Here is a 26,277-nt window from a genome sequence, read left to right on the forward strand (position 1 = left end):
CGTTAGCGCAAAGTGAAGCGGTTTTCCGAAAAGATCATGCTCCAATAAACAAGATCAGATCTGGTTCTGGCGGATATTCTCGACCATCTTGGCCAGCACGCGCGCACAGACCTCGATGTCGTCGGGCTCGATGCCTTCGATCAGCTTGTCGTAGTTGCTCGCCATGATTGGCCAGATCTTGCGCAGCAGCGCTTCGCCGTCCGGGGTCAGACCCACGACGCGGCGGCGCTGGTCTTCCTCCGCGATCTCGCGCTTGACGAGGCCCGATGACACCATGGACTCGACCATTCGGCTCGCCGTCGACTGCTCGGTCACCGCGAGAACGGCGACCTCGTTGACCGTCAGGGTCTTGTAGATGAACAGGACCGACAGCGTCCGGAACACGACATTGTTGATGCCGTGGTCGCTCAGGTCGCGGTTCTGATCGAGATTCCAGCGATTGGCGAGCCGGTTGAACAGATACGGGATGTAGGTTTGCAGCTGGTCCCGCGTCCTCGGCGGACCCGACTTCCATCTGCTCTTGGATTCTCTGGCCATTATCTCTTGCGACTTTGCTTCTTGCTCTCGGTATGAAGTTTTGAAGAAAGGGATTTCAGTACGGACAGCGCACCGTCCAGCTCCCGGGCCGAAACATTCTCGAGCCGTTTGCCGAGATGCTTCTTGTGGACGTCGGCTGCCTTCCTGAACAACGCTTCGCCCTTTGGCGTCAGGCGCACGATGAAGGAGCGCCGGTCCTCGCTCGACATTTCCCTGCTGATGAGGTCGTCGGCGAGAAGACGCTGCACCAGCCCCGAGACGTTGCCGCCGGTGACTTTCAGATTTTGCGACAACTGCCCGAGCGCGAGGCCATCCCGGTAGCGATCGAGCTGGGCCAGCACGTCGAATTTTGCGAGCGACAGGCCGAACTCGGAGTTCAGCATCGAATTCAGCGACGCGAACAGCTCGCCATGCAGCGACAGCAATTGAAGCCAGAGCCGGGTTTCGATCTGCCCAGGGACGGGAACAATGTTCTCTTTGAGTGCTGCCGGCATTGCATGACCATCGAGTACAAGATGTCTCGTCGATTGGAGGGATTATCGCGGGTCTTTCGCTCCGATTAACAATTTGAGAATCGTAGTCAAGTCGCCTGATCCTGACGTCTTGGGGGGCGAACGGCAATCCACTCCCGCGTTCCCCTCCGATGGAATCATGCAAAAGTCTTGATGGTCTGGATCACGCCGTCGAGCTCCTTGCCGGCGCTGTCCTTCAGCGCGGCCTCGCGCAGGCGGCGCGCCCAATCGGCCGCATCCTCGCGTCGTTCGACCAGCTTGATCGCCGCCAGCGTCTTGTCGAATTTCGACAGCCCGCGGCTGTGGGTATCGGAATAGCCTTTCACGAGGCGTCGGCATTGCAGGATCTCGACACCGAGCTGGTAGTTGGCGGCGACCGCATCGGTTGCGGCCTTGAGCCATCCGTCCCGATGCGCGGTCTCGACCGCGTGACGCAGCGAGCGGCGTCGCAGGCCGCGTAGTCCGGCCACGACGTAGAGGGTCAGGAACCAGGGTAGCGAGTAGGTCCGCACCCGGCGCCCCCGGTTGACGCGGCGATCGAGCCAGCCGAGCAGGCGCGGCCGCGCGCCGAGCCAGCGGCTGAAGCCCGCGGGCAGCACGCCCATGACCTCCTCCATGCGCGGATGCATGAACTCGGTGGTCTGGAGCACCTGTCCCTCGGACATCTCGAGCTCGCTCTCGATGCGCGCGCGGCGACCGGCGCGCGTCTTCAGGTCGGCCACGCGGATGACGTCGTCATAGGTCATGGCGTTGGCGAGATACTTTGCCGCGGCCTCAGTGAAGGCATAGGCGCGCGCACCACCGCCAGCGTTTCGGTCGGCCGTGTGCAACGTCCTGAGAATGTCGAGATACTCGGCGCCATAGGCGACGTCCTGGAAGTCGACCACCTTTTTCAGGCCGGCGCGAGCCATGGCGAGCGGGGGCTCGGGCAGCTCCTGCTTCAGTCTTGCGATGAGCCCGGCAAGATCTGGATCGGGCGTTGCGGGAGAGGGGACGTGATCGGCCTGCTTTGATGGCGCTGATGCCGCGACCTCGGGTGCGCCGGTCTTGACCCGGTCAAAGGCGGCCTCAAACGTCTCGACGCTGGCCTTCGCACCTCTGCCGCCGGCACGGATGACGTCGAGATAGCTGTCACGGCTGAACGGCAGCACAGCGGCCGCCGCGAGCGCACCGAACATCGCGGCCGAGATGACGCTGCCATGCGCGATCGCCAGCGCGTTCAGATCGAAGATGATCTCGGTCTTGGCAGCAACCCCGATGGCGCCGGTGACGGCGCCGCCGTCGGCGATGCCGTTGCCCGGTGCGATCTTCTCGCCGATTGCAAACGACCGGTGGTTGGATGCGATCAACGTGGTGCGATCCGGCGTCACGAGGCCGCGCAGGATCGACCGGCCGGCCTCCATGAACTCCGCCGCCATCACCACGTCGACGTCGCCGGGCGTCGGCATCAACGACAGGATCGGCTTGCGGCCGTCGAGCGGCGGCATCGCCTCGATATAATAGATCGTGGCGCCGGTGCGCTGGGCGACGCCGGGTACCGAGGTCGATTGCGCGACCCAGCCATGGTTCTCGGCCAACTGAACGATCCAGTCGGTCAACACGCCGCCACCCTGGCCACCCATCGCGACGATCGCGATGGAGATCGGCCGCTCGGTCGCCTCGCCGGCGGCGGGGAGGGCCAGCCGGACCGTCTCGTCTCTCATGCCAACGCCTCGAGCGCCGGACGCCGGCGATCACGCCGCCGTTGCAACCAGCTGATCACGGCCATCGCGACCTTGGATTTGAACCTGTCCCAGCCGGTCGGATTGTGAATGACGTCCGCGCGATAGAACGAGGGGCAGAGCACGGCGGCCTCGGAGACCTCGCCGCAATTGCCGCAGCCGACGCAGGAATTGTCGATCGCCGCAACGGGATCGTCGCGCAAGGGGTCGTCCAGCTGCTTCACCGACAGCGACGGGCAACCCGAGAGCCGGATGCAGGCGTGGTCGCCCGTGCAGACGTCCTCGTCGACACCGAAGCGCTCCTTGACGGTGCGTAACCCGTCCTTGATGGCCTTGTTGATCTGCGGCTTCACGCGGCGCTGCTTGTTCAGCATGCATTCGGAGGACGCGACGATGACCTTGGGGCCTTCCTCCTTGGTCGTCAGCGCTTCCTTCAGCGTGTCGCGCATCTTGCCGACGTCATAGGTGCGGTCGAGCTGGCGCACCCACTGGCCGCCGATGCCCTTCACGGCCTTGACGATCGAATTGTTGGTGTCGCGCCGCTTGTTGGTCGCGCGCGACGACAGGATGTCCTGACCGCCGGTCGCCGAGGTGTAGAAATTGTCGACGATGACAAACACGCCGTCGTGCTTGTTGAACACGGCATTGCCGATGCCGCTGGTCAGTCCGTTGTGCCAGAAGCCGCCGTCGCCCATCACCGCGATCGAGCGCTTGTCGGCCTTGACGTTGAAGGCCGAGGTCGAGGCCGGGCCAAGGCCGAAGCCCATGGTGGTCGCGCCGATATTGAAGGGCGGCAGGATCGAGAACAGATGGCAGCCGATGTCGGCCGAGACATGATGCTGGCCGAGCTCTTCCTCGACGAGCTTCATGGCGGCGAAGATCGGCCGCTCCGGGCAGCCGGTGCAGAGCCCGGGAGGGCGCGCCGGCACAACCTGCTTCAGCTTCTCGACCGCGGGGTGATTGAGCACGGGAACGGCGTCCGGCGCCGGCGGCCGGTTGCCGAGCAGCCGCGGCTCGGTCTTCTCCAGGAAGTCCCTGACGCCGCCGAGCAGAACCTGCGCGGTGTAGTCGCCGCCCATCGGCAGCACGTCCTTGCCATGGATGCGCGCCTGGATGTCCCTGCGGCGCAGCACGGTGTTGATCGCCTGCTCCAGATATTCCGGCTGGCCCTCCTCGACGATCAGGACGGCGTCCTTGTCGACGCAGAACTCAGCGACCTCGGTGTCGATCACGGGGTAGGTGACGTTCATGACGTAGAGCGGAACCTGCGTGTTGCCGTAGGCATCCGACAGCCCGAGATATTGCAGCGCGCGGATCACGTTGTTGTACATGCCGCCCTGCATGATGATGCCGACCTTGCCCTGCTTCGGCCCCATCCATTCATTCAGCTTGTTGTCCCGGATGAAGCCGATCGCCGCGGGCATCCGCGTCTTGATCTTCTCCTGCTCGTGCTCATAGGCCGCCGGCGGCAGCACGATGCGGTTGACGTCGCGCCTGGGGTTGTTGAGCGCATCCTTGATGGTATGCGCGGGCTTGACGTTGTCCTTGCAGGCGAAGCTGCCGTGCATGTGACAGGCGCGGACACGAACCTCGAGCATCACGGGCGTGTTCGAGAATTCGGAGAGCTCAAAACCCTTCTCGATCAGATTGACGATGCATTCATGATCGGGGCGGGGATCGAGCAGCCACATCTGCGATTTCATCGCGAAGGCGTGGGTCCGCTCCTGCATGATGGAGGAGCCTTCGCCATAGTCCTCGCCGACGATGATCATGGTGCCGCCGGTGACGCCGCCCGAGGCGAGATTGGCGAGCGCGTCGGAGGCGACATTGGTGCCGACCGTCGACTTCCACGCCACCGCGCCGCGCAGGGGATACATCACCGAGGCCGACAGCATCGCCGCCGCGGCCGCTTCGTTGGCTGAGCTCTGGAACACGACGCCGAGATCGTCGAGCACGTCCTTGGCGTCGGCGAGCACGTCCATCAGGTGCGAGATCGGCGAGCCCTGGTAGCCGCCGACATAGGCGACGCCCGATTGCAGCAGCGCCTTGGTGATGGCGAGGATGCCTTCGCCGCGGAACGTATCGCCATCGCCGAGCCGGAGATCCTCGACTTCGCGAGCAAAAGACCGTTCAGCCATTGCACCCTCCAGAAATATGCGATAGCATACGTTTACATGTGAAGTAAGTCAACGCCGCGCCATGCTATCACGCTTGCGGACCTCTGCTCCTGCAAGGCGATCATGAGCCAGCGACAGGGTAGGGCCAATGCTGAAGCTGCCTCGCTTTAGAGCCGCCGCCGTCCAGGCTTCACCTGTCTATCTCAACCCGGGCGCGACAGCCGACAAGGCAGCTTCACTGGTCCGTGAAGCCGCAGCCAATGGCGCGAAGCTCGTCGCGTTCCCCGAAGTGTTCGTTCCCGGCTATCCCTACTGGAACTGGATCACCGACCCCGTCACGGGCAGCGCATGGTTCGAGAAGCTCGCCAAGGCATCGGTGCTGGTGCCGGGTCCGGAGGTCGATGTCGTCAGGAAAGCCGCGCGCGATACCGGCTGTTACGTCGTGCTCGGCGTGAACGAGCGCAGCCCTGTGTCGCTGGGTGCGATCTACAATACCTTGGTTTTCATCGGGCCGGACGGCGCGGTGCTTGGCAAGCACCGCAAGCTGGTGCCGACCTGGGCGGAGAAGCTGACCTGGACCGGCGGTGACGGATCGAGCCTGCGCGTCTATGATACCGAGATCGGGCGTCTCGGCGGCCTCGCCTGCGGCGAGAACACCAACACGCTCGCGCGCTTTGCGCTGTTGGGTCAGGGTGAGCTCGTGCATGTCGCCAGCTACATCTCGCTTCCGGTCGCGCCGCCCGACTACGACATGGCGGAGGCGATCAAGTTGCGTGCGATCGCCCATTCCTTTGAAGGCAAGATTTTTACGGTCGTCTCCTGCTCGACCGTGTCGGAGGAGATCATCACGGCGATGGAAACGGTCGTCCCCGACGCGCGTGCGCGCCTGCAGCGGAAGTCGAGCGCGTTCTCCGGAATCATCGGACCTGACGGCCGCGTGGTCGGCGATCCCCTGATCGACGATGAAGGCATCGTCTACGCCGACATCGATCTCGACCGCTGCATCCAGCCGAAGCAGATGCATGACATCGTCGGGCACTACAACCGGTTCGATATTTTCGATTTGCGCGTCAACCGACGTCCGCTGGCACCGCTCGGCCTCGCAGACAGTGAGGGCGATGACGCGGGGCAGGGCTTCACGCCGATCCCGCTGAGATTGGAATAGTGGTTGGGCGCGTCGATAAAGCGGCGCCACGAGACAGGACTTGGAGGATAGGATGCGCGAGAACGTCGTCGGCCGGGCCAATGTCGAAGATACCCCCGAGCTCAAGGCCTATTACAAGGACCTCGAAAAGTACGAAGCCGGCGCGCTGTGGACGGTCGCCAACAAGATCGAGCCATGGGCGCCGCAATCGGCGTCGGTTCCCGTGCTCTGGCGCTACGACGATCTGCGCGAGCACGTGCTGCGCTCGGTCGAACTCGTCTCGCCGGAGAAGGCGGGGCGGCGGGTGATCTATCTCAACAATCCAGGCCGCCGCGACGTGTCGGCCGCGGTCGGTTGGCTCTATTCGGGATTGCAGGTGATGCATCCCGGCGAGGTCGCAACAGCGCACGCGCACTCGGCTTCAGCCCTGCGCTTCATCATGGAGGGGTCGGGCGCCTACACCATCGTCGACGGGCACAAGATGACGCTGGGGGCGCGGGATTTCGTGCTCACGCCGAACGGCACCTGGCACGAGCATGGCGTCGAAGCCAACGGCTCGGTGTGCATCTGGCAGGACGGCCTGGACATCCCGCTGGTCAACGCGCTGGAGGCGAATTTTTTCGCGGTCCATCCCAAGGTGCAGCAGGAAGAGTCCGGCTATCCCGTGGACGACATGACCAAGACCTGGGGCAATCCCGGGCTTCGGCCGGCGGATTCGAAATGGTCGAAGGACTATTCCCCCATGTTCAAGTACGAGTGGGAGCCGACCTACGAGTCCTTGCGCAAATATGCCGCCGCGACCGACGGTTCGCCCTATGACGGCATTCTCATGAACTACGTCAATCCGATCACCGGCGGGCACGTGATGCAGACGATCGGCGCGAGCATGCAGTTGCTGCGGCCGGGCGAGAAGACGAAGTCGCACCGGCACACCGGCAGCTTCATTTACCAGGTCGCCAAGGGGCGCGGCTATTCGATCATCGCCGGCAAGCGCTTCGAGTGGCAGGAGCGCGACATCTTCTGCGTTCCCTCCTGGGCCTGGCATGAGCACGGCAATGCCTCGGGCAGCGAGGACGCCTGCCTGTTCTGCTTCAACGATCTGCCCGTCATCGAGAGCCTCGGCTTCTATCGGGAAGAGGCCTATGGCGACAATGCCGGCCACCAGCCGGTCGCCGCCTGACGTCCCCGCACAGAATTCAACCGAAAGAGCCGGATAAAGCTTCATGCGCCTTGTTACCTACACCTTGGGCTCCAGCGGTGCCCGCCTCGGGGTCCTCGTTGACGGATTGGTCGTGGACGTCGAGCACCTCGGTGCGTCGCATGGCTTTGGATGGCCGAGCGACATGCTGTCGTTCATCGACAACAGCGTGACGCTGCTGCCGGCGCTGAAGGAGCGTCTGGACGATGCCGATGGACGCTTGCCGGCCGGCTCCGCCGTTCCGCTCGAGGACGTGAAGCTACAGGCGCCCATCCCGCGGCCCCGCAAGAACATTTTCGGCATCGGGCTGAACTACCGTGCGCATGTGGCGGAGTCCGCCAAGAGCCTGGATACCGACAAGGACCTGCCGAAGCAGCCGGTCGTCTTCTCCAAGCCGCCGACGTCGGTGATCGGCCCGGGCGGCGCTATCCAGCACAATGCGAAGATGACGCAGCAGCTCGACTGGGAAGTCGAGCTCGCCGTCATCATCGGCAAGACCGCAACCCGCATCGCGACCGACAAGGCGATGGACCACGTCTTCGGCTATTCGGTCATGATCGACATCTCCGCGCGCGACAATCGCCGCGCCGGCCAGTGGATCTTCTCCAAGGGCATGGACACCTATGCGCCGTTCGGCCCCTGCATCGTGACCGCGGACGAGATCCCCGACCCGCATGACCTCCGGCTGTGGCTGACGAAGAACGGGGTCATGAAGCAGGACTCCAATACCAAATACATGATCTTCGACATCCCGGTTTTAATTTCCGACATTTCGTCGGGCATGACACTCGAGCCGGGCGACATCATCGCGACCGGAACGCCGGAAGGCGTCGGCGCCGGCAGGACTCCCCAGGAATGGCTGTGGCCGGGTGACGTGGTGGAAGCGGGGGTCGACGGGGTCGGTGTCATCAGGCATCCGGTCGTCGCGATCTGATGACGACGTTCTCGTTCGATCGCGAGCTCAGATTCGGAGACTGCGATCCTTCTGGGATCGCGTACTTCCCGTCTTACCTGAACATCCTCAATGGGGTCGTCGAAGACTTCTGGGCGAGAATTGGATTTCCATGGCCGGAGCTGATCACGGTCCGGAAGATCGGGACACCCACGGTGCATCTGTCCTGCGACTTTTCCCGGCCGTCGATGTTCGGCGATCGCCTGACGTTCAACTTGCATATCAGCCGGGTCGGCGGATCGTCGCTCCATTTGGAGCATGTCGTCTCCGGCGCGAACGGCATGCGCTGGCGCGCCCGCCAGATCCTGGCCGCGACGTCGCTGGTGGATCACCATGCGATCCCGTGGCCGGATGACATTCGCGCCGTGCTGATGGCGCATGTGAGCGCGGGCGAGGGCGCTGAGGCAACGCCCGCATGATCTCGCTGTTCATGACATTCTCCGATCCGGCAGGCGAACGGCGAATTCATCCCGACGAGGTCGTCGCCGCAGCGGAGCTGGTCGGATCGATCCCCGATATGACCGAGGGCTTGCTGTTCACGCCGCTCGAACAGTCGATCGATCATCCCTACAAGGCCGATGGCTCCGGCCCGGTGTTTGCGCTTCAACTCCGGTTTCCGGACCTGCTCGCCTGCGAGGCGGCAATGGACCGCGGTGGCATCCTTGCCGGTCTCGCGACGGGGGCCGGACTGGCGAGCCTCACCGGCTTGGACGTCACGCATCAGGTCATGCTGACGCGCGCGTTTCCCGTCGATGTCGCCGAACATCTGGCAGGCACGACCACTCCGTGCAGCTACCTCGTGCACTATCCCGGCCCGGCGGAGGACATGAACGCCTGGAACCTGCACTATCTCGAGCATCATCCATCGATCATGCGAACCTTCCCTGATGTTCGCCAGATCGAGATCTACACCCGGATCGATTGGGTCGACCGGCTGCCGTCGCAGCGCGTCGAGCACATGCAGCGCAACAAGCTAGTGTTCGACAGCCCGCAAGCCCTCGCGCACGCGCTCGGCTCCGACGTGATCCAGCGCATGCGCGCAGACTTCGTCCAGTTCCCGCCATTCGCAGGCGGCAACAAGCATTTTCCGATGCTGACGCGGGTGGTGCGGCCGAAGCGCTAGAGCCGAGAGCGTGAAAACGATGGCGTGAGCCGTGAATTGAGATGGATCGCCAGATGTCCGCTTTGGCCGTCAGATCGCGCCGGACTCGCTATGCCGGTAGCCTTTGTAAACACCCCAAGGTTGCGACGAAATTACCCAGCAATCTTAGCGCCTGTTCGTGTGAATTCTGCTATCATCGCAACGTGGGGCGACTCTGATGCGGGGATTGTCATGCCTCCAGGGAGGGACCGACCATGACTACGATAGCGAAACCATTTGCTCTCGTCGCCCTGGTTGCGACCATGAGTGTCGGAGCACTTGCGCTCAGCATCGCCTCTGCCTCAGCGCAATCGCCTGCAGCATACAAGAACTACTGCATCACCAGGATCAAGTGTAACAACGGCTTTCTATGGAAGTGCAACCGTTGTGACGGCCGCTATTCATGGCGGCAGGGGTGCCGTCCCACCTTTAAGGCGTGCTGACACTGACGTAGTTCGTAGGATGGGTAGAGCGAAGCGAAACCCATCAAACCTGATCCTCGCAACGGCATCGAGCTAAAGAATGACACGGGCGCTGCATCGGCGTGCCGGGGGCGATGGGTTTCGCAAGAGCTCTACCCATCCTGCATCTTGGCGCAAGCGACGCCGGTTTCGGCACGGCCTCTATTCGACACGATGGGGCGCGATTCCGAGTCTTGCCATCGCCTCCCGCTCAGCGCCACGCGAGCTCTTAGGATTGCAGCCGTCACCAACAGAGGCATAGCGACCGTGGTCACCGAGCGGGTTTGCCGGCATCGACGGTTGACGTCCGCTTTGGGGCAGATGCTGACAACAGCCGCGGCCCGCCTTGTCGGCGATGAGCCCATTTGCAGATTTTCGGCGTCGTGGGCGATGGCGATCCCTGCGAACTATGGGGACGGCAAATCGAGGCCGTTGGGTAGCCTGATCCAAAGAACGGTTTGCTCGTCTGGGGAATGACGAGACAGATGGCCCTTTCCGTGTGTGTCCTCCACCAACACGAACTCGCCCGCAGAGACGTGCCGCACCTCGCCGTCGCTCGTCTCGTATTCGACCGCGCCAGTCAGTCTCACAGTCAATACCCGCGCGGGAACGGTGTGCCAATCGACCTGTCGCATACCGGCAGGAATTTGAGTAACCTCCATGCTTGACGCGGGGTAGCGCTGGGACACCTGAAACGGCTTGGCACCGGGAGCGACGGTCAGCTTTGCCGTCATGGGGATTTCCACCTCACCGAAGTGAGATTCACCGTCCGGCGTTGCGTATATCCGAAGACACTTCATCGGCTGTCACCTTTGGCTCGCCAGCAAGAACAAGACCACCCTACCATGACCGCGGCGAGGGTGATCACGGCTCTGATGGGATGGTCCGCTACGGGCGACGGCCTGCTTCGGGCCAAAAGCCGCCATCCCCGCCAAATGCGGTTTGTCCTTATCGGGCCCCCGGGCGGCGTCCGAGACCGTATCGCGTCGTATCAGCGCCGACATCCTGATGCTAGATTTCACAACGGCGGGGAGCAGCTGCTTCCTGCTTCAGACCGAACAGGAGGACGATATGCCTGATAGCGTCTACAAGGTCATTGAACTGATCGGTACCAGCAGTGACTCATGGGAGAAGGCGGCCGCCAATGCGGTCGGGCAAGCTGCAAAAACTCTCCGTGATCTTCGCATTGCAGAGGTCGTCAAGCTCGATATGCAACTGGATGAGAAGGGAAACGTCGAGTCCTATCGCGCCAAGCTCAACGTCTCGTTCAAGTTCGAGGGGTCCTGAGCCTCGGCACCTCGCCCCCGCTTGCGGGGCGAGGTTGGCTCGCTGGAGAAAGGCGCGCGGCCGTTCGGGAAGCAGCGCTCTGGTCCAACCGGGACCCGGTATGCTTTGATGCGTGGGGCGGGAACTGTAACGCGCGGTGACCTCATGTACATCGTCATTCGCAAGTACACCAAGGTTCGTTCGGTCGCGGACGCTGCTCGTCGCGCCAAGAGCGGCGTCGGTCAGATCCTGAAGCAATCGCCCGGATTCAGATCTTACTACGTGCTGGATGGGGGCGACGGCGTTGGTGTCGCCGTGATGATATTCGAGGACCGCGAAAGCGCCAATGCAGCGAACGCCAGGATAATGGAGTTTATTCAAGCAAGTCTGCATGACCTCGATCTTGGGGATCCCGAAATCACTGCCGGCGAAGTGCTGGTAAATATAGAACCTGATGCGTCCTCGGCATGAAGTACTCGTAAACGTCGCCAGTTGCGTGGGGTGCCGGCCCCTGCCACTGCTGTGGATCTGATCGCCGTCGCGCAGGGGCGATCGCGTCCTGGACATCCGGATGTCGTCGGTCAGGAATATTCGACATGGTTTTCGAGGAGTAACAACATGAGGCAACACGATTTCGAAGCATTTTTCATCACAGCGACCGTCTGGACGCCGCTCGTAGCTATGGGCACCGCGATGCCGCCCCGAGATCCTGATGAAGACGAGGAGGACGAAGAGGGCGACGACGACGAGGATGAAGCCGACGAGCCGGCAGTCGTCCGCGAGCCGGATGAAGACTAGGCCGTGAACCCATAAAGCGAGGAGGACCGGCGCTGCATGATGCCGAGTATTCGACGAACCTTGTGCATATCGTGTCAGAGCGATAGCAGCAGGTGTGGAAATCTCGCTCCTGCGAATTAAGGCACTTAAGCCAACGTAAGGACGCTCAAGTATGCTCACCGTCTATGGCGAAGGTCGTGGGTTCCGTGTCGTTTGGCTGCTCGAGGAATTGGGGGTGGCTTATCGGCTACGCCCGGTCGATCTGTTCGCTATCGAGAATGATCCCGATTTTCTTGCGATCAACCCCGCCGGCTTTATCCCGGCGCTGCTGGACGGCGAGATGATCATGGTCGAGTCGATCGCGATCCTCGAATACCTGCTCGCCCGCCACGGCCCGAGCCCGCTCGCCGTCGCCCCGGATGATCCGGCTTTCGCCGCCTATCTGCAATTCCTCCATTTGGGAGAGGCCGGGCTCGCTGGACCAATGAACGCCGTCATCGTCGGTCGCGCATTCGCCCCCGCAGAAGAGCGAAACGCCCGGGTCACAATCTGGGCACTGGAGACCTTTCATAGCCGGCTGGGATTGGTCATCCAGCGTCTCGCAAATCGTCCATTTCTCGCCGGTGACCGGTTCACTGCTGCTGACATTTCAGTGAGCTACGCACTCCTGCTTGGTCTGCGAACCAGCAACTATACCCCGGGTTCAGTCGAGCGTGCCTATCTCGCCCGTACGACGACACGCCCCGCCTACGCCCGGGCGATGGAAATCTGCCAAGCCACCAAGGCTTGGGCGGAGAGATCACCGGCGTTGTAGAGCCAGGTCGTGAATCCATAGAAGGGATTCCCGCGAGCGGCCTGGACTAGCCAGTGTCGGTCAGTCCGCGCTATAATCTCTCCATGGGCTGGGATGCGAAAGACGTAGCGCTGCTCAAAAGGCTCTGGGCCGCAGGACAGAGCGCGGCACAGATTGCGCGCCGTCTCGGGTGTAGCCGTAACGCGGTCTGCGGGATGCTAACCCGTTCGGGCTTGAAGCGTGGCCACAAGCCGCCAACAGCAAGACCCAAGATAAGGCCGCCCCCGAAGCCAAGGCCGGCGTCGTCGGCCGCCCTGGTACGTCGAGTAGAGAAGAAGGTGTCGCGAAGCACCGCAGAGAGGCAGCAGCCCAAGGAATTCAGCAAGCAGCAGCTGTACGCCATTCTAGCTGAGGCGGTCAGGAACACTGGCTAAGCGCTAACCACGACGGGCGTTACGCTCCGCGTCCGTGTCCTGGTCCAACTCGAACGGTTCGGCTGTCGTGACCATTCCCCAAGCCTTGGTCTGCTTCGGGTCAATCGCGTCGGTTTGGTTCTCCCGTGACGACTTCCGGTCAGCCCCAGTCAGCGGACATCTTTAGTACCCCTCGCCAGGTCTCAAACGGGCCAGAAGCGGACCTCCCACTCCGGCTCCCGCAAAAAAGTTGAATATCCGGTCTCTCTTTTCGCCGTCTCAGGGCATTGACGATACGCCCATCGTCGGGGCTCGATCGGCGTCGAGCGAGCGGAGGAGACGAGATTGGACCTTTGTCGCGAGGCTCCAACCCAGCCGGTTACCCGACCAAGCTGCTCGCAGCTACCGGACCAATCGACAACTTTCCGGGTAGAATCCTCCTCTACTGATGTTCGCGCCTTCGGGGCGCACGGCCAAGAGCCGACATAGATCGGGAGAACGCGAGAAAGGACGTCGAATCCACCCGTGGCCGGATCAACGACTTATTTCAGGCCCTATGAGCTACTTCACATTCCAATGTCGGAAATGGCGTACGCTCGTTAATGGTTAACCGGACTAGCAGCTCTACCTTGGCTGGTTAGCGTTAGCCTCGACTAGATCATTCATGGAGGAACACATGAAGAGAATTACAGTACGTGTCCACGAGCACCTCAACCTGGAACAAAGTCAGAAAGTCTTGGCGTCGGTGCTGGGAAGGGCCGGGCATCCCACGTGCTACTCGGGTATCAACATCAGTTTTGAGAATGCCGTAAATCCGGCTGACACCATCATGATTGTGGAGAAGGGCAGCCAAAAAGTTATTGAGGTTGGCTAGGGCCATAGATCCCTCCCATGACATTTGAACCACCCCGGCTCGGCCCAGGCGCGATCTATTTGCGTTCGCTTGATGGCTTGTTCCGGTCACACGCCGATCTGATCAAGGTAGCGGAGATCGAGCCACAGAGTCTGTGGACGAAAGGTACTGCGCCCGGCTCGCTGCCGCGAGGCAGCCCGGGAGAGCTGCGCCATCTTCAAGCGCTGCCGCAAACCATTTTGACGCACGGAGTCGGTTGCCCGATCGGCGGAACGATCTGTGATCAAGCACGCCAAGTGCCGCAGTTTCGCGCTTGGACCGAAGCGCTGAATGCTCCGTGGACAAGCGAACATCTCAGCATTTTTCATGTGCGTGGCCCAAGCGGAGAACAGCCCTGCGGCTTCCTCATGCCTCCGCTGCAGACTGAGGCGGGAGTGAGCCTTGCCGCCAGGAACATCACGCGCCGCGCGGCCGCATTGGGAAAGCCGTTTGCATTTGAGACCGGCGTCAATTACTTCGCTCCGCGATCGTGCGAGATGCCGGACGGGGAGTTCTTCAGGGCAGTGGCCGAAGCTGCGGACTGCGGGATCCTGCTCGACCTGACCAACCTATGGGCGAACCATAAGAACGGTCGTGCTGAGATACACGACGTGCTGGTGCGCTTGCCTTTTGAACGCGTGTGGGAGGTGCATCTCGCGGGCTTGGAGTTTGCACACGGCCACTGGCTGGACGCGCATTCGAATGGAATCGACGATGAGTTAGTCGATATTGCATCTGACGTTGTTGCTGACTTGCCTAACCTCGGCGCGATCATCTTCGAAATCGCGCCCGACCGGATTGACCGATTCGGCGAGAGAAATCTGCTTCTGGAGATGGAAAAGGTGCATCTTCTCTGGGACAGGGCTCGAGGTGCGGCCCGATGCACGTCAAACACGAAAGTATCGGCTCGGCAGGCGCTTGCGGAGCCCGCCACGCTCTCGCCGGAAGATTGGGAACGGATGCTCGCGAACCGGATGCTGCAATCGGGAGGCCCGTTGCCTGTGAGTACGGAACAACTGGAACTGAGAAGATCGGATGAGCGGGCGTTTTCGCTTTACCTGCAACTCGTTGCTTCGTTCCGCAGAGGCGCCGTTGCAGAACTGATGGAGAATACGACACGATTACTTCTGCTCGGGATGGGAGAGTCGGAGCTTCGTTGGCTTATGGACCGATATGTCGCAGCGACCCCGCCGGTGGCTTTCCCGACCGATGAAGCTCTGAGTTTCCGGCGGTTCCTTGAAGAAAACCCGCTCGCAATTCCGGGGCTTGAAGACCTCTCGAAATTCGAATCGACACTGATTGCTGCTGCGGCGGACGGTGGGTCGATGCAGGTGGAACTCTCGAAGGATATCGATGCGATGCTCGACGAAATCGCAATGGGAAGATTGCCGGGGCCCTCGACGGACCGTCCCGGCACGGTGCTCGAAATCGCGGTGGACCCGGTGCCGGTCGTGCGAATGATTCACTAAGGAGAAGGTCGTCGCGATTGATGAACTCCACCTGGTGGTCAAGGCCTGGGCGACCATGCAGGAATTATTGCGCAACGCCGAATTGAAACCAGCGGGACATTTCGCCGAACGCCTTCGCTTCACGATTTGGCCCATGGTGCCGATCTCCGCGCCGATGCTGCGATGCCACGCCATTCGAGCAGGTGCTGAACAGCCATTGGTAGCAAAGCTGTTTACGGTGACGGAACGTTCGCGGCGTTGGAAATGCGATATCTTGCGTCAAGGTAGCAGCCTGCGGCCGGCGCGATCCTACGTTCCTGGGAAGAGCCTTGTCGATCGATGGACGCAAATGACGGCTATGGGTCAAAATGCGAAGAACTCAGAGTGAGCAAAGTCAGTCCGCTCTACCCCACCAAGCGGACCTCAATGAAAGGTGTCGCCACTTCGCTGATGGGCCAATAGTCGACATCGGTCGAATTGCGGTCAGCTCAATCTGGCGTCCGCTCAGTTCAATGTTTCCGACAGGACTTTTGCCTTGATCGAGTCGGGTGATCCGTGTGGTTGCTCCACCCAGGTAAAGGCGATATGGGAGCCGCCGGAGTTGTCCACCATCGGCGAGGCAGACATCTGGCCGCCGACATCGGTGGTGCCGACCTGCCTGACGCCACTTAGGGCCAGGAAGTCCGGTGGACCGCCCGCCACCACGACGATGGCGGCCATCACCCTGGTGCCGAACTTGCCCGTCGTAGCCACCGGCTTTTGGGTCCACGTCACGACAGAGCCGCCGTGGGGCAAAGCCTTCACGAGCGGTTCGAAATTGACCATGTCGTCACCGCTAACGGTCACACCGAGGGAAGTACCGTCCCGAACGAACAGCTCTGCCGTGAGCTTTTGCCCCTCAATACTGTTGATACCACCTAGAACGCTTATGAACTCCCTCGGATCTTCGATGTTCCCCCCGAAGGTGGCTGGCGCGATTTCGCCGACGCCAGGGCCCCTCGGTGCGATCTCCGGCCCCGACTTCTTTCCGTCAAAGTTGAACAGCTGAAAGCGGCTGCGGAAGATTCCATTCTCGCCACCCTTCCACGCGATTGCGAAGGTGACGTCGTCTAGCCCGGCCCCGGCAAACGCCACGACGGAGGGAGCGAAATGGGATCCCGAGGAACTGTTGACGGCAATCTCGGGGCCGACCCTTCCACCGTCCTCGCTGTTGAAAATAGCCGCGCGCACTTGAGGATCGGGCAGTGCCGCCACCCAACTGATGACGAAATTCCCATCCAGAGTGGACGCGACCGCAGGCGCTCGCATCCGCGTGAGATCGGCGGCAACATGGTTGTTGCTGACGACACTTTCAGGGCCGGCTTTTCTTCCGTCGAGACCAAACCTCTGGAACACCAGCTTTGCAGGTGGGAACGCGACCCATGCGACGACAAAGCCGCTCCGTATCCGCTCGACCGTGATCAAGCCGAAGATTCCCGGCGTCGTGTTAACCTGAAATTCGGCCCGCTTGTTGCCCGCGAGGTCGAACCTTGCTCCACGCAGGTTCTGGTCGCCAGGTTCGGTCCATACGACGACGAACTCCGACCCGAGCCCCACTACGGCCGGCCGGCCGCTCCCGTGCTTGGTGGTGACGAGGATTTCATCCATTTGCATCTCCATCGGTGGGGGGCCTTGGAGGCCGACATGCCGTCCGCTCACGTCTTTCGGAAATGTATTGGAAATTTAACGGGATCCCCGATTCGTCTGGCGCGGTGCGCGTCGAGGGTGGGCGGGCTTCTTGTCAGGCATGACTAGTCTCCGCTGTAGAGACCGTTACCACGCGCCGAACTCTACGCTGGTGAACTAGTTCACATAACGCGAAAGCGATTCTTGCCGTCTGAATATCCCAAGTGGGCCCGGATCAAAACGTCCAGGACATAAAATGACGCAAGTACAAACCATGGCGCCAATGTCCGTTGTGGGTCAAAAGCAGCAGTGGGCGCCAAGCTGTATCGGCGTCCGGTTTGCCCCTGACAGCCGACATGACACGCGCTCAATTGACCTTCGGCTGAGGGCCATAAGCGAGCGCGGCAAAACATGCCAGCGCATGCTCCGGCAAATGCTATTGGTCCATGCCTGGGCGGGGTTAACGCTGCGCCGGCGAGCCAGAAAGTCCTTGACGCAACAGAACACCACGGATTTGGATCGGTCGGAAGACCTTGATTGGACGATGGACGGAGCCGACCCGTGGGATTTTTGCTGAGAATTATGCTCGTAACCGCTCTCGTGAACCTTGCTCCAGCCGTCGCCCAGGCGCCGAAGAAAGCCGTCGCTTCTCCTGCCTTGCAGAAGGAATTCGATGGCTTCATCGAGAAGTTTCGCGCGGCGCTGAGGACAAACGATTCCGCCGCCGTCGCCGGTATGACACGATTGCCGTTCATGAACGACAGCGCAATTCGCGACGCCGCGCAATTTCGCGCCAAGACCTATCCGACCTCGTTCACGCCGAAAAATCGCGCGTGTGTCCAGCGCGGCAAGGCCGTCTACGATCGCGATCAAGAGAACAATGACAATTACTTCGTCTTCTGCGGCGAGCTCATCTTCGTCTTTACCAAGACGCCGGCGGGGTTCCTTTTTACGGACGTCGGCGCGAATGACTGATCAGGCAACAATGCTATCCACTGCCGTCGGACGTATGATCGGTCGCGTCGCTCAGCGACATATTGGATGCAGCAACCTAGGCGATGGGCCGACTCATCAACGGAAAGACTCGCCGCGAGCAGAACGAGTCGGCTCAGCCCCCCATTAACGGACATGCATACGGACAGCGGCGACTTCGCCTTCGGGGCACACCCGGAAGAACTCGGGCTGAGCATATCAAGTCTGCTTCACCCCCAAGGAGCGGACATCTAGCGGACATCTAGCGGACATGCCGGGTCGACCGCTTGGGGCCACAAGCGGACCATCTGACCCAAATTACGAACAGAAGAAGAGCCCAGCTGTGGTGGGCTGGGCTCTCGTTCAGCGATTGATGGCCGCCTCAACAACCATCTTTACGGCGACATCGGGTTCAGGATCATTTGATTTCCCAGGACGTGTTGTGCGGGATGTCCATCGCAAAATAATCGCCAGAGCCAGCCAGCGCAGGCATAGCTATGCACGCAAATGGTTCGCTTCCGGTGATGCCCTTATACTTACCGGTGCCGCCGGTGATGATATGCGTTCCACAATCCATCTTCGGCTGGGCCTTGTCGAGGTCTCGAGTATCGAAGGTCGAGAAAATCTTGTCGCCGTCGCTGTCGGCGAGCACGCAAGCGCCGTCAATGTATTTCTTGTCTCCGGACGCGACGTTCAGCGCCACGCAGCGTGCTGACATCTTGTCCAGCATCTTCTCTCCCTTCATGTTTTGAGTGGTCCCGACCGCCTCCAGCGTAGTGGCCTTGCCGAGTTCGGCGGTGTCAATGCTCATCAAGGGCCGAAAAATAAAGTGCGTCACATAAGGAGTAGTCCCCTTCTTTTCAATCGGCTCTCCCGCGACAGCCGCGGGGGCAAAGGACACGAGCGCAGCAGCAAAAGCCGCTGCTTTGGTGAGTCTCATCGCTGCGGTGACTGTGGGGACTATGCGCACGTTGATGGAGTTCATGAGTGCCTCCTTAGATCAAGCGGCGGTTCAGGTCTCCGCCGTGAACTGCCGCGAGTTGAAATCGACCTGCGTATGCTTTCTCCTGTCAAATCGAGTTTGCACGCCGGCGCCGAGCGTCAACGTGATCATGCTTTCTTGATGCTTCGCCTTGGACTGACGAAGTATGTGGGGATGGTGGCTCCAATCATCGGTTTTGACCTCAATACAAGGCTCGACCGAACGACCTGGAATATTAGCATAATAGCATGGAACGCGGCGAACGTCAGCGTCATGCCCGGAATACGCAGCGCGCACCGTCAGCTGTCCTGACCGAATGCGCTGCGAAAAATGCAATTCTCCTGTTGTTCGGATGAAGCACGGGGCGCATGGGTGCAGCGACTCTGTGCCGCTCTTCATGCTTTGCGTCGTTCCGCTTGCAACTCAGGAGGTGAGCATTGAGTCACGTCGATTTCCACAGCCACCAATATCCGTAATGTCCGCTTCGGGTCACAAGGGGACGTTCGCTCTGAGCGCGGGAATATCAACTAACGGCCAAGAACGGACATCCCACTTCAAAACCTGCTACTGCAGCGTCCGCTTGAAGAAGGCGACGATGTCGTGATCGAAGCGCTCATGAAACGCAGCGCGGTCGAAGCCCGGCTTGCTTGTGCAGATTGCCGGCATGCGGGTTGCCAGGTCCGCAGAGCACGGCTTCAGAAAGTCGTAGTGCCCGGCGTCAGCCACGACGTGCGTCTCGGGTGGTGTCGGCAACGCGAGCCGAACGGCTTCCGCATAATAGGGGTGTGGTAGCACTTGATCATCCTCGGCCCGCCAGAGCTGTACCGGCTGGAGGACCGCCGCCAGACCGTTGGTCCCGAAGGCAAAACCGAGAGCGGGCGCGGCGGAGACCACCGCCTTGATTCGCGGATCGTGGGTCCAGACGATATCGCTATCCGGCAGCAACGGGTGCTCTTCCATGATCTGACAGTCTTCGAAGGCGGGATGCGCCTTGCAGTGACTCGGAAGGGTCCGAAGGTCCGGCTCGCCGCCGGCGGCCGCCAGCACCGTCAAGCCGCCAGCCGAGAAGCCGAACGCGCCAACGCGATTGGCATCGAGGCGGGCGTGGTCGCTCCACGCGCCCAGCATGTAATCCGTGAGCAGCTTCAATTGCCGTGGCCGTTCCCAGATTGCGGTAGGACGGCTTTGGTCGCGCCAGCTATCGCCATTGTGCGTAAGAGCGGCGACGACGAACCCTGCATTGGCCAGGGCCGTGGCGGTGTCGAGGTGCCCGGCATAGGAGCCTCCGTGACCGTGCGATATGACCACCAGCGGAAGACCGGTGCCCTCAACCGGCGCGTCGCGGGCGACCATCTGTTGATCGGACTCGACCGCCTCCGGCTTCGGGGTCATCGTGGTCGGATACCAGACGCCCACCTCGATAGGTGGGCCTTGCGGATCGTCGATGCTGAAATGCCGGAACCCGACCGCGGCGTCGGCCTGGCCGGCGGTGACTGCGATGAGTACGGCGAAAAAATATGCAATCGTGTAGCGCATGGGAACCTCTCGGCGAGTGGGACGCCAAGGATCCAGCAAACGGCACAGGCCTGCGCCAGCACTTGTTCGCCAACGGGCGAATGGGTTCGCCGGCGGGCAAACCGCCACTATAATGGCCTTATGAGCGAAGCGCGTCGGAGTGACTTTCTGCGGGATTGGGCCGTTGACCTCGCGATCGCGAGCGTCTGCGCCATCTTTTTCGGCCTGATCGGACCGTTTGGTAGCTATCTGAACGGACCGACCTGGCAGCGCGTGGTGTTTCAACTCGCCTGCTTCTTACCCGGAATCCTGCTTTTCGGATCGCTCATCCGGGTGGTGCTGCGGCTCCGCCTGAACCCGGCAATGACCTGGATGTCGATCTTTCTCGGCGTCGTCATCCTGAACGCGCCATTCCAGATCTGGGTCGCGTCGATCGCCGTATCGATATGGCCCTTCCTGAAAATCTTGCGACCGCTCGATTGGTACTTGCAGGGGCTGATCACCGCCTTGCCGATTGTGCTCGGTTTCACCCTTCTTATGCAGGCCCGGTTACATCGCCGGCAACAGGCCAAGGAAGCCGGCGAAGCGCCGCCAACCGCTTTCGGGCTACTCGGTGCGCCACCTTCCGCGGTGCTTTGCCTGCAGATGGAGGACCACTATGTGCGCGTCCATACCGCCGGCAACTCTCGCCTTGTACTGGCAACGCTCAACCAGGCGATGATGGCGCTCGAAAATGCCGATGGCCTGCAGGTACATCGCTCCTGGTGGGTCGCGAGGAAGGCGGTCGTGCGGGCCGTTACCGAGGGTCGCAATCTGCGACTGCAACTCGTCAATGGAATCACGGCCCCGGTCGCCCGGTCAGCCGTCGCCATCGTGCGGGAGGCGGGCTGGTTGACGAACGAGAGCTCGACGGGGGGCCGCAGCCCCGAAACAGAAATATTGCCCCTATGACGGAGGCCATGTCCGTTGTGGGTCAAAAGCTGGCGGTCGGCAGCAGCGTGGCAACGTCGGTTGGGGGCCAATAACGGAAGTGAGCGGCTACACTGCTTGATCGCAGATGCGTGATAGGGCGGGGGCGAGAGTTGCGGTCAGCCACGAGTCCGACCACATTGACGCCGTCGAGCCCGCAGCATGTCCAAAGGTGACGCCGGCGTGAATTTATTTGGCCGAAATCAGGAATTGACATCTCGGCCGTCGCCGTCAGGCGAACGCAGCCCCAACAAATACGGCCTCGCCGGGCTGCTGGCCTCATCCGCCGCGCGAGGTTGGTCAAATCTCACGGCAGAGCTTCGCAGCCACCGCGGTACGGTTGCCTGGAATAACCCCCAGCCTGATGCCGAGATCTGCGTTGATGTGCGCGGTAGTCGGTCCGTTGTCACGCGTCGGCTGGACGGGGCCATCGACTCGACCATCTCCGAACGTGGAACCATCTGGTTTCGTCCGGCCGGCGTGCAGCAAGGCCTGATCGACATGTCCGAGCCGGTGCCCGCGATCTTGCATCTTTACCTACCGACTGGCTTGTTCTTGTCGCATGATCTGGGTGAAGGGTTCGACGCGACGGCGATCGATTCACTCCGCCACAAGGGCGGCTTCCGCGATCCACTGCTTGCCGAGATTGCCTTTGCCATCATGCTCGAACTGGAACACGAGACGTCCGCGGGCAGGCTGCTCGCCGAAACCCTGGCATTCAGTCTGGTGGCAAGATTGATCCAGAACCATGCTGCGCCGCGGTCCGGCCTGGTCATGCCGGCCGCAGGGGAAGGGCTCGACCGACGCAGATTGGCGCGCGTGCTCGACTATATCGAAGCCAATTTGGAGGGCGATCTGACGGTAGCGCGGCTGGCTTCGGTTGCCTGCCTGAGCGAGTTTTATTTCGCGCGCGCGTTCAAGGCCGCCATCGGTAAATCGCCGCATCGGCATGTCAGTGCAAGGCGCCTCGAACGCGCCAAGGACCTGCTCTGCGATGCGGACCGGGCCTTGGTCGATATCGCCCTCGGGCTCAGGTTTTCGTGCCAGGCCAATTTCACCCGCGCATTCCGGCGAGCCACGGGCCAGACGCCGGCGCAATATCGGCGAAACCGGCTGGCTTGACTTTGTTACCGATGTAACGATCTGCATCCACCGACGGCAGGAAATGACAATAGCTGAGCAGGCGATGCAAAGCGGCATTGCCTCGATCAGGGTAACTGTTCGCCCATCCATGCACTTTGCGTGAAGGAGAAGCGAATATGACGTCCGAACGGAAGGTTGCCATCATCACCGGAGCATCGCGCGGCATTGGCGCAGGATTGCTCGAGGCCTACCGGGATATCGGCTACCACGTCGTTGCCAGTTCTCGTTCGATCGGCAGGAGCGACGATCCGTCGATGCTCGCGGTCGATGGCGATATCGCCAGCGCAAAGACGGCCGATCGCATCGTGGAACTGGCCATCGAGCGCTTCGGGCGGATCGATACGCTCATCAACAATGCCGGCCTGTTCATTGCGAAGCCCTTTACCGATTATTCTGAGGCCGACTTCGCCAAGATGGTCGGTGTCAATCTCGCGGGCTTTTTTTATCTGACGCAGCGGGTGGCGGCGAGGATGCTGCTCGCGGGCTCGGGTCACATCGTCAATATCACGGCCACGATCGCCGAGCAGCCGATGGCGTCCCTGGCGGCGGCGCTCGCGGCGCTAACCAAAGGCGGGCTCAACGCGATCACCCGCTCGCTCGCGATCGAGTACGCAAGCCGGAATATCCGTGTGAATGCCATATCGCCTGGCGCGATCGCGACCTCAATGCATGCGCCGGAGGCGCATGGCTTCCTCGCAAGTCTTCAGCCGATGGGCCGCATGGGCGAGATACAGGAGGTCGTCGACGCCGTGATGTATCTTGAGCGAGCGGCTTTCGTCACCGGCGAGATCATGCATGTCGATGGCGGCGCGTCCGCCGGCCGCTGGTAGGAGGTGTGCGATGTGGTCTAACCGACGTCTTGTTGAATTGTTCAAGATCGAGCATCCGATTGTGCTGGCACCAATGGCCGGATTGGGCACGGTAGACCTTGCAGCCGCGGTCTCGAATGCCGGCGGCATTGGCTCGATCGGCTGCGCTGTCTTGACGCCTGAGCTCATTGCAAAGACCGTTGCCGAGCTACGGCGACTGACGAAGAAACCAATCAATCTCAACTTCTTCTGCCACGATGCGGCAAAGGTGGACGCCGCTCGCGAGCGTGCCTGGCATGAGAAGCTTTCGTCGTATTATCGCGAACTGGGCATCGCCCCCGCAACGGTTACACCGCGCCTCGATCTCGCTCCGTTCGGCGATGCCGCGTCCGCCGTAGTCGAACAGGTCCGGCCGGAGGTGGTAAGCTTTCATTTCGGTTTGCCCGAGCCCGGATTGGTCGATCGGGTCAAGGCAGCCGGCTGCAAGGTGATCTCATCGGCGACGACAGTCGACGAAGCATGCTGGCTCGAAAAGCATGGTGCCGATGCGATCATCGCTCAGGGGTACGAAGCCGGAGGACATCGAGGCTCATTCCTCGATTCTAACAGCGAGCGCGCGATCGCCTCACAGGCCGGCACGTTCGCCCTTGTGCCACAAGTCGCTGACGCCGTCAGCGTGCCCGTGATCGCAGCCGGCGGGATCGGGGATGGGCGAGGGATCGCAGCGGCGTTCGCACTCGGTGCCGCCGGCGTGCAGGTGGGAACCGCCTTTCTGCTTTGCGCCGAGTCGGCAACGCCCCCACTCCATCGCGAGGCCCTGCGAAATGCGCGGTTGAACCAGACTGTCGTGACAAACGTGTTCTCCGGGCGACCGGCGAGGGTTCTGGTCAATCGCCTTGCCGCCGAGATCGGTCCCTGGTCGGACGCGGCACCGGACTTTCCGCTGCCCATGGGCGAAGTGTCGCCGCTGCGTGCTGTGGCTGAGCAGAATGGAAGCTCCGATTTCACGCCACTCTGGTCAGGTCAGGCGGCGGCGCTTGCCCGCGAGATACCCGCCAAAATGTTGATGGACGTCCTCGTGCGGGAAGCCACCAAGTCTGGAGGCAGCTGATGTCCGGCTTGGGATACCAACCAAAGTCCGAATTGGGTCGAAGTCCGGCGTGGTTCGCTGCGGATCGGCGCGCCGGGTTTACCCTGCGAAGCTGACCTGTCGTTGAGGAGCGCTGTCGGCAGGGATGGACCATCAGCAGACATTGCGGCTGACTTTCGCGCCACCGTTCAAACGCCCGGCCGGTCTGCTTTGGGCGCGCGCTAGACGCGCGTGCGCGGTAGCGAGGTCGAGCCGAACCGATTGTCGCCAGGCCGTCCGGGAAATGCACTCAGGATTGCCGCCAATAAAAGATAAGGAAGCCAATACGGAATGCTGAGCGCGTCGACGAGGAGAGGAATTGCGAGGATTGTGAGCGCCCACCAACCCGAGATGTTGAAGTCATGTAGTCGCTTCACAAGGATTGCAGCGAGCGGCCAGAGCGAGATAAAGAGGACAGCCGGGACGATGGGCCAGTCGAGCGGAGGGTTGACGCTATAGTATTGGGGTCCTGAATCAGTGAGCTTCCTCGCGATGCGCACGACGAGCATGTCGACTAGCACAAGTCCCAAAAGTCCCAATCGAAATTCCTGCGGACCGATGCGGCCTTTCATGGATAAGAAATACCAAATGAAAGCTGAATGCATGCGCCTCCGAGATCATCCTGTCCGATAGCTGTAGTGCAACGCTTAAGCAGCATAGGCTATACAGCCCAACACTATCCCAATAGATAACCTAAAATTGTGCGCACGGGCGGACAATCGCCGACAGTCACAATAGGATCAGGCCAGCAGCGTTGCATAGGACGCGAGAGGGCGATGCCCCCCGGTCGGCGCTGGGCTGATCTGTGCTAGGCTTCTTCAACACATGGTTGGTTTTGGCGGAGGCGATTGTGAGGCGACGTGAGTTCATCGCGCTCCTCGGCGGCGCGGCGGCAATCCGACCACTCGGCGCGCATGCGGAGCGTCCGCGAGAGCGCATCCTCTATTTCACATACTCCGCCGGCTACCGGCATGATGTCATACCGCTTTCTAAGGTTATCCTGACCCAGCTCGGAAGCCATTCGGGTGTTTTTGAAGTCACTGCAACGGAAGACACGTCCGAATTTTCTACCGAAAACCTCGAGCGCTACGCAGCGGTGATGTTCTATACGTCAGGAGAACTTCCGATGAGCGACGCGCAAAAGAGAGCTCTTCTCGACTTTGTGCGCTCGGGCCGCGGGTTCCTCGGCGTTCATTCGGCGACGGACACATTCTACACTTGGCCGGACTATCTAGATCTGGTCGGCGGCTACTTTAATGGTCATCCTTGGCATCAGGCCGTGAAGATCGAGGTGGTTGATCCCGGCGATCCCCTGGTGGCATTTCTTGGGAATGCGTTGCAAGTCGAGGACGAGATCTACCAAATCAGCGACTTCGACTATCGTGGTTCACGCGTGCTCCTGCGCCTCGACCCAAGCTCGGTGGACCTTGGCAAGACCGGCGTACATCAACGATTTTATGGCTGGCCTCTCACCTGGACCCGATTCTATGGCGAGGGACGAGTATTTTATTCGGCGCTAGGCCACGAGCCGTCAGTTTGGCGGGACGCCCGCTACCAGCGAATTCTCACGAACGCTATCCTGTGGTCTATGCGAAGGTCGCCCTGGTAGACGCCGCGGCACTTCGCATTTGCGCCACCGCCGGATTCGTTGGCTGGTGTCCATGCCTGAGGTTCGGACCGTCTTGGTCTGCGACTTCCGCTCCGGGTCAAAATGCGAAGAA

General features: G+C 61.3%; 29 protein-coding genes. 19 read left to right on the forward strand and 10 right to left on the reverse strand.

All coding sequences use genetic code 11. The annotated features are described in order from the left end of the window. Positions 1 to 54: 54 nt before the first annotated feature. From AB7535_RS08540 to AB7535_RS08555, 4 genes are all read right to left on the reverse strand, one after another. Entirely contained in the window at positions 55 to 537 is a 483-nt protein-coding gene (locus tag AB7535_RS08540; RefSeq protein ID WP_063984247.1) for a MarR family winged helix-turn-helix transcriptional regulator, read from the reverse strand. After that, complete coding sequence (locus AB7535_RS08545; RefSeq protein WP_085401716.1) at positions 537 to 1,031, reverse strand: MarR family winged helix-turn-helix transcriptional regulator; 495 nt, start codon at positions 1,029 to 1,031, stop codon at positions 537 to 539. The genes AB7535_RS08540 and AB7535_RS08545 overlap by 1 nt, the downstream gene beginning before the upstream one ends. 155 nt (positions 1,032 to 1,186) lie before the next feature. Then, positions 1,187 to 2,752 (reverse strand): indolepyruvate oxidoreductase subunit beta family protein, encoded by a 1,566-nt coding sequence (locus tag AB7535_RS08550; RefSeq protein WP_085401715.1) that lies wholly within the window; start codon positions 2,750 to 2,752, stop codon positions 1,187 to 1,189. Beyond that, the gene (locus AB7535_RS08555) at positions 2,749 to 4,908 is read right to left on the reverse strand and encodes a thiamine pyrophosphate-dependent enzyme (protein ID WP_135215362.1); all 2,160 of its coding nucleotides are present in this window, start codon (positions 4,906 to 4,908) and stop codon (positions 2,749 to 2,751) included. The genes AB7535_RS08550 and AB7535_RS08555 overlap by 4 nt, the downstream gene beginning before the upstream one ends. 127 nt (positions 4,909 to 5,035) lie before the next feature. Between AB7535_RS08555 and AB7535_RS08560 the strand changes: the two genes are divergently transcribed. From AB7535_RS08560 to AB7535_RS08580, 5 genes are read left to right on the forward strand one after another with little or no spacing between them, the layout of a single operon-like run. Then, the gene (locus AB7535_RS08560) at positions 5,036 to 6,052 is read left to right on the forward strand and encodes a carbon-nitrogen hydrolase family protein (protein WP_354112471.1); all 1,017 of its coding nucleotides are present in this window, start codon (positions 5,036 to 5,038) and stop codon (positions 6,050 to 6,052) included. Positions 6,053 to 6,104: 52 nt separating this feature from the next. Next, a complete protein-coding gene (locus AB7535_RS08565; RefSeq protein WP_085401712.1) occupies positions 6,105 to 7,211 on the forward strand; it encodes a cupin domain-containing protein in 1,107 nt (368 codons plus the stop codon). A gap of 43 nt (positions 7,212 to 7,254) precedes the next feature. Next, on the forward strand, positions 7,255 to 8,163 hold the full coding sequence (locus tag AB7535_RS08570; protein ID WP_085401711.1) for a fumarylacetoacetate hydrolase family protein: 909 nt from the start codon (positions 7,255 to 7,257) through the stop codon (positions 8,161 to 8,163). Continuing rightward, the gene (locus AB7535_RS08575; RefSeq protein WP_085401710.1) at positions 8,163 to 8,600 is read left to right on the forward strand and encodes an acyl-CoA thioesterase; all 438 of its coding nucleotides are present in this window, start codon (positions 8,163 to 8,165) and stop codon (positions 8,598 to 8,600) included. Before AB7535_RS08570 ends, AB7535_RS08575 begins: the two co-directional genes overlap by 1 nt. Continuing rightward, positions 8,597 to 9,304: a hypothetical protein gene (locus AB7535_RS08580; protein WP_439037270.1), complete on the forward strand. Its 708-nt coding sequence runs from the start codon at positions 8,597 to 8,599 to the stop codon at positions 9,302 to 9,304. Before AB7535_RS08575 ends, AB7535_RS08580 begins: the two co-directional genes overlap by 4 nt. Positions 9,305 to 10,190: 886 nt before the next feature. On the opposite strand, the gene AB7535_RS08585 is transcribed toward AB7535_RS08580, so the two are convergent. After that, entirely contained in the window at positions 10,191 to 10,583 is a 393-nt protein-coding gene (locus AB7535_RS08585; RefSeq protein WP_063984238.1) for a hypothetical protein, read from the reverse strand. 271 nt (positions 10,584 to 10,854) lie between these two features. Between AB7535_RS08585 and AB7535_RS08590 the strand changes: the two genes are divergently transcribed. From AB7535_RS08590 to AB7535_RS08625, 8 genes are all read left to right on the forward strand, one after another. Next, the gene (locus AB7535_RS08590; protein ID WP_063986511.1) at positions 10,855 to 11,070 is read left to right on the forward strand and encodes a dodecin family protein; all 216 of its coding nucleotides are present in this window, start codon (positions 10,855 to 10,857) and stop codon (positions 11,068 to 11,070) included. Between the two features lie 144 nt (positions 11,071 to 11,214). After that, positions 11,215 to 11,520, forward strand: a complete 306-nt coding sequence (locus AB7535_RS08595) for a hypothetical protein (RefSeq protein WP_085401772.1) — start codon at positions 11,215 to 11,217, stop codon at positions 11,518 to 11,520. 147 nt (positions 11,521 to 11,667) lie between these two features. Next, complete coding sequence (locus AB7535_RS08600; RefSeq protein WP_085401708.1) at positions 11,668 to 11,847, forward strand: hypothetical protein; 180 nt, start codon at positions 11,668 to 11,670, stop codon at positions 11,845 to 11,847. A gap of 151 nt (positions 11,848 to 11,998) precedes the next feature. Beyond that, positions 11,999 to 12,640 carry a glutathione S-transferase family protein gene (locus tag AB7535_RS08605; RefSeq protein ID WP_085401707.1) on the forward strand — a complete coding sequence of 214 codons (642 nt, stop codon included), beginning with the start codon at positions 11,999 to 12,001 and terminating at the stop codon, positions 12,638 to 12,640. Positions 12,641 to 12,723: 83 nt separating this feature from the next. Beyond that, the gene (locus tag AB7535_RS08610; protein WP_085401706.1) at positions 12,724 to 13,053 is read left to right on the forward strand and encodes a GcrA family cell cycle regulator; all 330 of its coding nucleotides are present in this window, start codon (positions 12,724 to 12,726) and stop codon (positions 13,051 to 13,053) included. Between the two features lie 655 nt (positions 13,054 to 13,708). Continuing rightward, positions 13,709 to 13,906, forward strand: a complete 198-nt coding sequence (locus tag AB7535_RS08615; RefSeq protein ID WP_135217343.1) for a hypothetical protein — start codon at positions 13,709 to 13,711, stop codon at positions 13,904 to 13,906. Positions 13,907 to 13,923: 17 nt separating this feature from the next. Continuing rightward, positions 13,924 to 15,393 carry a DUF692 domain-containing protein gene (locus AB7535_RS08620; RefSeq protein ID WP_085401704.1) on the forward strand — a complete coding sequence of 490 codons (1,470 nt, stop codon included), beginning with the start codon at positions 13,924 to 13,926 and terminating at the stop codon, positions 15,391 to 15,393. A 34-nt stretch (positions 15,394 to 15,427) separates the two neighbouring features. Beyond that, a complete protein-coding gene (locus AB7535_RS08625; protein ID WP_144030760.1) occupies positions 15,428 to 15,760 on the forward strand; it encodes a hypothetical protein in 333 nt (110 codons plus the stop codon). 116 nt (positions 15,761 to 15,876) lie between these two features. Here AB7535_RS08625 and AB7535_RS08630 read toward each other — a convergent pair whose 3' ends face one another. Continuing rightward, the gene (locus AB7535_RS08630; RefSeq protein ID WP_144030759.1) at positions 15,877 to 17,019 is read right to left on the reverse strand and encodes a hypothetical protein; all 1,143 of its coding nucleotides are present in this window, start codon (positions 17,017 to 17,019) and stop codon (positions 15,877 to 15,879) included. 579 nt (positions 17,020 to 17,598) lie between these two features. On the opposite strand from AB7535_RS08630, the gene AB7535_RS08635 reads away from it, so the two are divergent. After that, a complete protein-coding gene (locus tag AB7535_RS08635; RefSeq protein WP_245328455.1) occupies positions 17,599 to 18,012 on the forward strand; it encodes a hypothetical protein in 414 nt (137 codons plus the stop codon). 415 nt (positions 18,013 to 18,427) lie between these two features. On the opposite strand, the gene AB7535_RS08640 is transcribed toward AB7535_RS08635, so the two are convergent. The 3 genes from AB7535_RS08640 to AB7535_RS08650 form a co-directional block, all read right to left on the reverse strand. Next, positions 18,428 to 18,994 carry a hypothetical protein gene (locus tag AB7535_RS08640; RefSeq protein ID WP_085401701.1) on the reverse strand — a complete coding sequence of 189 codons (567 nt, stop codon included), beginning with the start codon at positions 18,992 to 18,994 and terminating at the stop codon, positions 18,428 to 18,430. A 27-nt stretch (positions 18,995 to 19,021) separates the two neighbouring features. Next, the gene (locus tag AB7535_RS08645) at positions 19,022 to 19,390 is read right to left on the reverse strand and encodes a hypothetical protein (protein WP_201266186.1); all 369 of its coding nucleotides are present in this window, start codon (positions 19,388 to 19,390) and stop codon (positions 19,022 to 19,024) included. Positions 19,391 to 19,555: 165 nt separating this feature from the next. Further along, positions 19,556 to 20,527, reverse strand: coding sequence for an alpha/beta hydrolase family protein (locus tag AB7535_RS08650; protein WP_085401700.1), 972 nt, complete (start codon positions 20,525 to 20,527; stop codon positions 19,556 to 19,558). Between the two features lie 120 nt (positions 20,528 to 20,647). Between AB7535_RS08650 and AB7535_RS08655 the strand changes: the two genes are divergently transcribed. The 4 genes from AB7535_RS08655 (at position 20,648) to AB7535_RS08670 (ending at position 24,538) form a co-directional block, all read left to right on the forward strand. Beyond that, a complete protein-coding gene (locus AB7535_RS08655; protein ID WP_161495844.1) occupies positions 20,648 to 21,457 on the forward strand; it encodes a LytTR family DNA-binding domain-containing protein in 810 nt (269 codons plus the stop codon). Between the two features lie 180 nt (positions 21,458 to 21,637). Next, positions 21,638 to 22,597, forward strand: coding sequence for a helix-turn-helix domain-containing protein (locus AB7535_RS08660; protein ID WP_245344104.1), 960 nt, complete (start codon positions 21,638 to 21,640; stop codon positions 22,595 to 22,597). A gap of 137 nt (positions 22,598 to 22,734) precedes the next feature. Continuing rightward, positions 22,735 to 23,448 (forward strand): SDR family NAD(P)-dependent oxidoreductase, encoded by a 714-nt coding sequence (locus tag AB7535_RS08665; RefSeq protein WP_085401699.1) that lies wholly within the window; start codon positions 22,735 to 22,737, stop codon positions 23,446 to 23,448. Between the two features lie 10 nt (positions 23,449 to 23,458). After that, the gene (locus AB7535_RS08670; protein ID WP_085401769.1) at positions 23,459 to 24,538 is read left to right on the forward strand and encodes an NAD(P)H-dependent flavin oxidoreductase; all 1,080 of its coding nucleotides are present in this window, start codon (positions 23,459 to 23,461) and stop codon (positions 24,536 to 24,538) included. A 200-nt stretch (positions 24,539 to 24,738) separates the two neighbouring features. Here the strand turns inward: AB7535_RS08670 and AB7535_RS08675 are convergent, their stop codons facing one another. Continuing rightward, on the reverse strand, positions 24,739 to 25,161 hold the full coding sequence (locus tag AB7535_RS08675) for a DUF805 domain-containing protein (RefSeq protein WP_085401698.1): 423 nt from the start codon (positions 25,159 to 25,161) through the stop codon (positions 24,739 to 24,741). A 200-nt stretch (positions 25,162 to 25,361) separates the two neighbouring features. On the opposite strand from AB7535_RS08675, the gene AB7535_RS08680 reads away from it, so the two are divergent. After that, complete coding sequence (locus AB7535_RS08680) at positions 25,362 to 26,165, forward strand: ThuA domain-containing protein (protein ID WP_244623528.1); 804 nt, start codon at positions 25,362 to 25,364, stop codon at positions 26,163 to 26,165. The last annotated feature ends 112 nt before the right edge of the window (positions 26,166 to 26,277 follow it).

Source organism: Bradyrhizobium sp. 956_D2_N1_4 (assembly GCF_052076025.1).
In the GTDB taxonomy this organism is placed as follows: Bacteria; Pseudomonadota; Alphaproteobacteria; order Rhizobiales; family Xanthobacteraceae; genus Bradyrhizobium; species Bradyrhizobium barranii.

Bases quoted from the DNA above. Each gene is read 5' to 3' on its own strand.
- AB7535_RS08540 (WP_063984247.1), bottom strand. From the start codon at position 537: ATGGCCAGAGAATCCAAGAGCAGATGGAAGTCGGGTCCGCCGAGGACG.
- AB7535_RS08545 (WP_085401716.1), bottom strand. From the start codon at position 1,031: ATGCCGGCAGCACTCAAAGAGAACATTGTTCCCGTCCCTGGGCAGATC.
- AB7535_RS08550 (WP_085401715.1), bottom strand. From the start codon at position 2,752: ATGAGAGACGAGACGGTCCGGCTGGCCCTCCCCGCCGCCGGCGAGGCG.
- AB7535_RS08555 (WP_135215362.1), bottom strand. From the start codon at position 4,908: ATGGCTGAACGGTCTTTTGCTCGCGAAGTCGAGGATCTCCGGCTCGGC.
- AB7535_RS08560 (WP_354112471.1), top strand. From the start codon at position 5,036: ATGCTGAAGCTGCCTCGCTTTAGAGCCGCCGCCGTCCAGGCTTCACCT.
- AB7535_RS08565 (WP_085401712.1), top strand. From the start codon at position 6,105: ATGCGCGAGAACGTCGTCGGCCGGGCCAATGTCGAAGATACCCCCGAG.
- AB7535_RS08570 (WP_085401711.1), top strand. From the start codon at position 7,255: ATGCGCCTTGTTACCTACACCTTGGGCTCCAGCGGTGCCCGCCTCGGG.
- AB7535_RS08575 (WP_085401710.1), top strand. From the start codon at position 8,163: ATGACGACGTTCTCGTTCGATCGCGAGCTCAGATTCGGAGACTGCGAT.
- AB7535_RS08580 (WP_439037270.1), top strand. From the start codon at position 8,597: ATGATCTCGCTGTTCATGACATTCTCCGATCCGGCAGGCGAACGGCGA.
- AB7535_RS08585 (WP_063984238.1), bottom strand. From the start codon at position 10,583: ATGAAGTGTCTTCGGATATACGCAACGCCGGACGGTGAATCTCACTTC.
- AB7535_RS08590 (WP_063986511.1), top strand. From the start codon at position 10,855: ATGCCTGATAGCGTCTACAAGGTCATTGAACTGATCGGTACCAGCAGT.
- AB7535_RS08595 (WP_085401772.1), top strand. From the start codon at position 11,215: ATGTACATCGTCATTCGCAAGTACACCAAGGTTCGTTCGGTCGCGGAC.
- AB7535_RS08600 (WP_085401708.1), top strand. From the start codon at position 11,668: ATGAGGCAACACGATTTCGAAGCATTTTTCATCACAGCGACCGTCTGG.
- AB7535_RS08605 (WP_085401707.1), top strand. From the start codon at position 11,999: ATGCTCACCGTCTATGGCGAAGGTCGTGGGTTCCGTGTCGTTTGGCTG.
- AB7535_RS08610 (WP_085401706.1), top strand. From the start codon at position 12,724: ATGGGCTGGGATGCGAAAGACGTAGCGCTGCTCAAAAGGCTCTGGGCC.
- AB7535_RS08615 (WP_135217343.1), top strand. From the start codon at position 13,709: ATGAAGAGAATTACAGTACGTGTCCACGAGCACCTCAACCTGGAACAA.
- AB7535_RS08620 (WP_085401704.1), top strand. From the start codon at position 13,924: ATGACATTTGAACCACCCCGGCTCGGCCCAGGCGCGATCTATTTGCGT.
- AB7535_RS08630 (WP_144030759.1), bottom strand. From the start codon at position 17,019: ATGGATGAAATCCTCGTCACCACCAAGCACGGGAGCGGCCGGCCGGCC.
- AB7535_RS08640 (WP_085401701.1), bottom strand. From the start codon at position 18,994: ATGAACTCCATCAACGTGCGCATAGTCCCCACAGTCACCGCAGCGATG.
- AB7535_RS08645 (WP_201266186.1), bottom strand. From the start codon at position 19,390: ATGAAGAGCGGCACAGAGTCGCTGCACCCATGCGCCCCGTGCTTCATC.
- AB7535_RS08650 (WP_085401700.1), bottom strand. From the start codon at position 20,527: ATGCGCTACACGATTGCATATTTTTTCGCCGTACTCATCGCAGTCACC.
- AB7535_RS08655 (WP_161495844.1), top strand. From the start codon at position 20,648: ATGAGCGAAGCGCGTCGGAGTGACTTTCTGCGGGATTGGGCCGTTGAC.
- AB7535_RS08660 (WP_245344104.1), top strand. From the start codon at position 21,638: ATGTCCAAAGGTGACGCCGGCGTGAATTTATTTGGCCGAAATCAGGAA.
- AB7535_RS08665 (WP_085401699.1), top strand. From the start codon at position 22,735: ATGACGTCCGAACGGAAGGTTGCCATCATCACCGGAGCATCGCGCGGC.
- AB7535_RS08670 (WP_085401769.1), top strand. From the start codon at position 23,459: ATGTGGTCTAACCGACGTCTTGTTGAATTGTTCAAGATCGAGCATCCG.
- AB7535_RS08675 (WP_085401698.1), bottom strand. From the start codon at position 25,161: ATGCATTCAGCTTTCATTTGGTATTTCTTATCCATGAAAGGCCGCATC.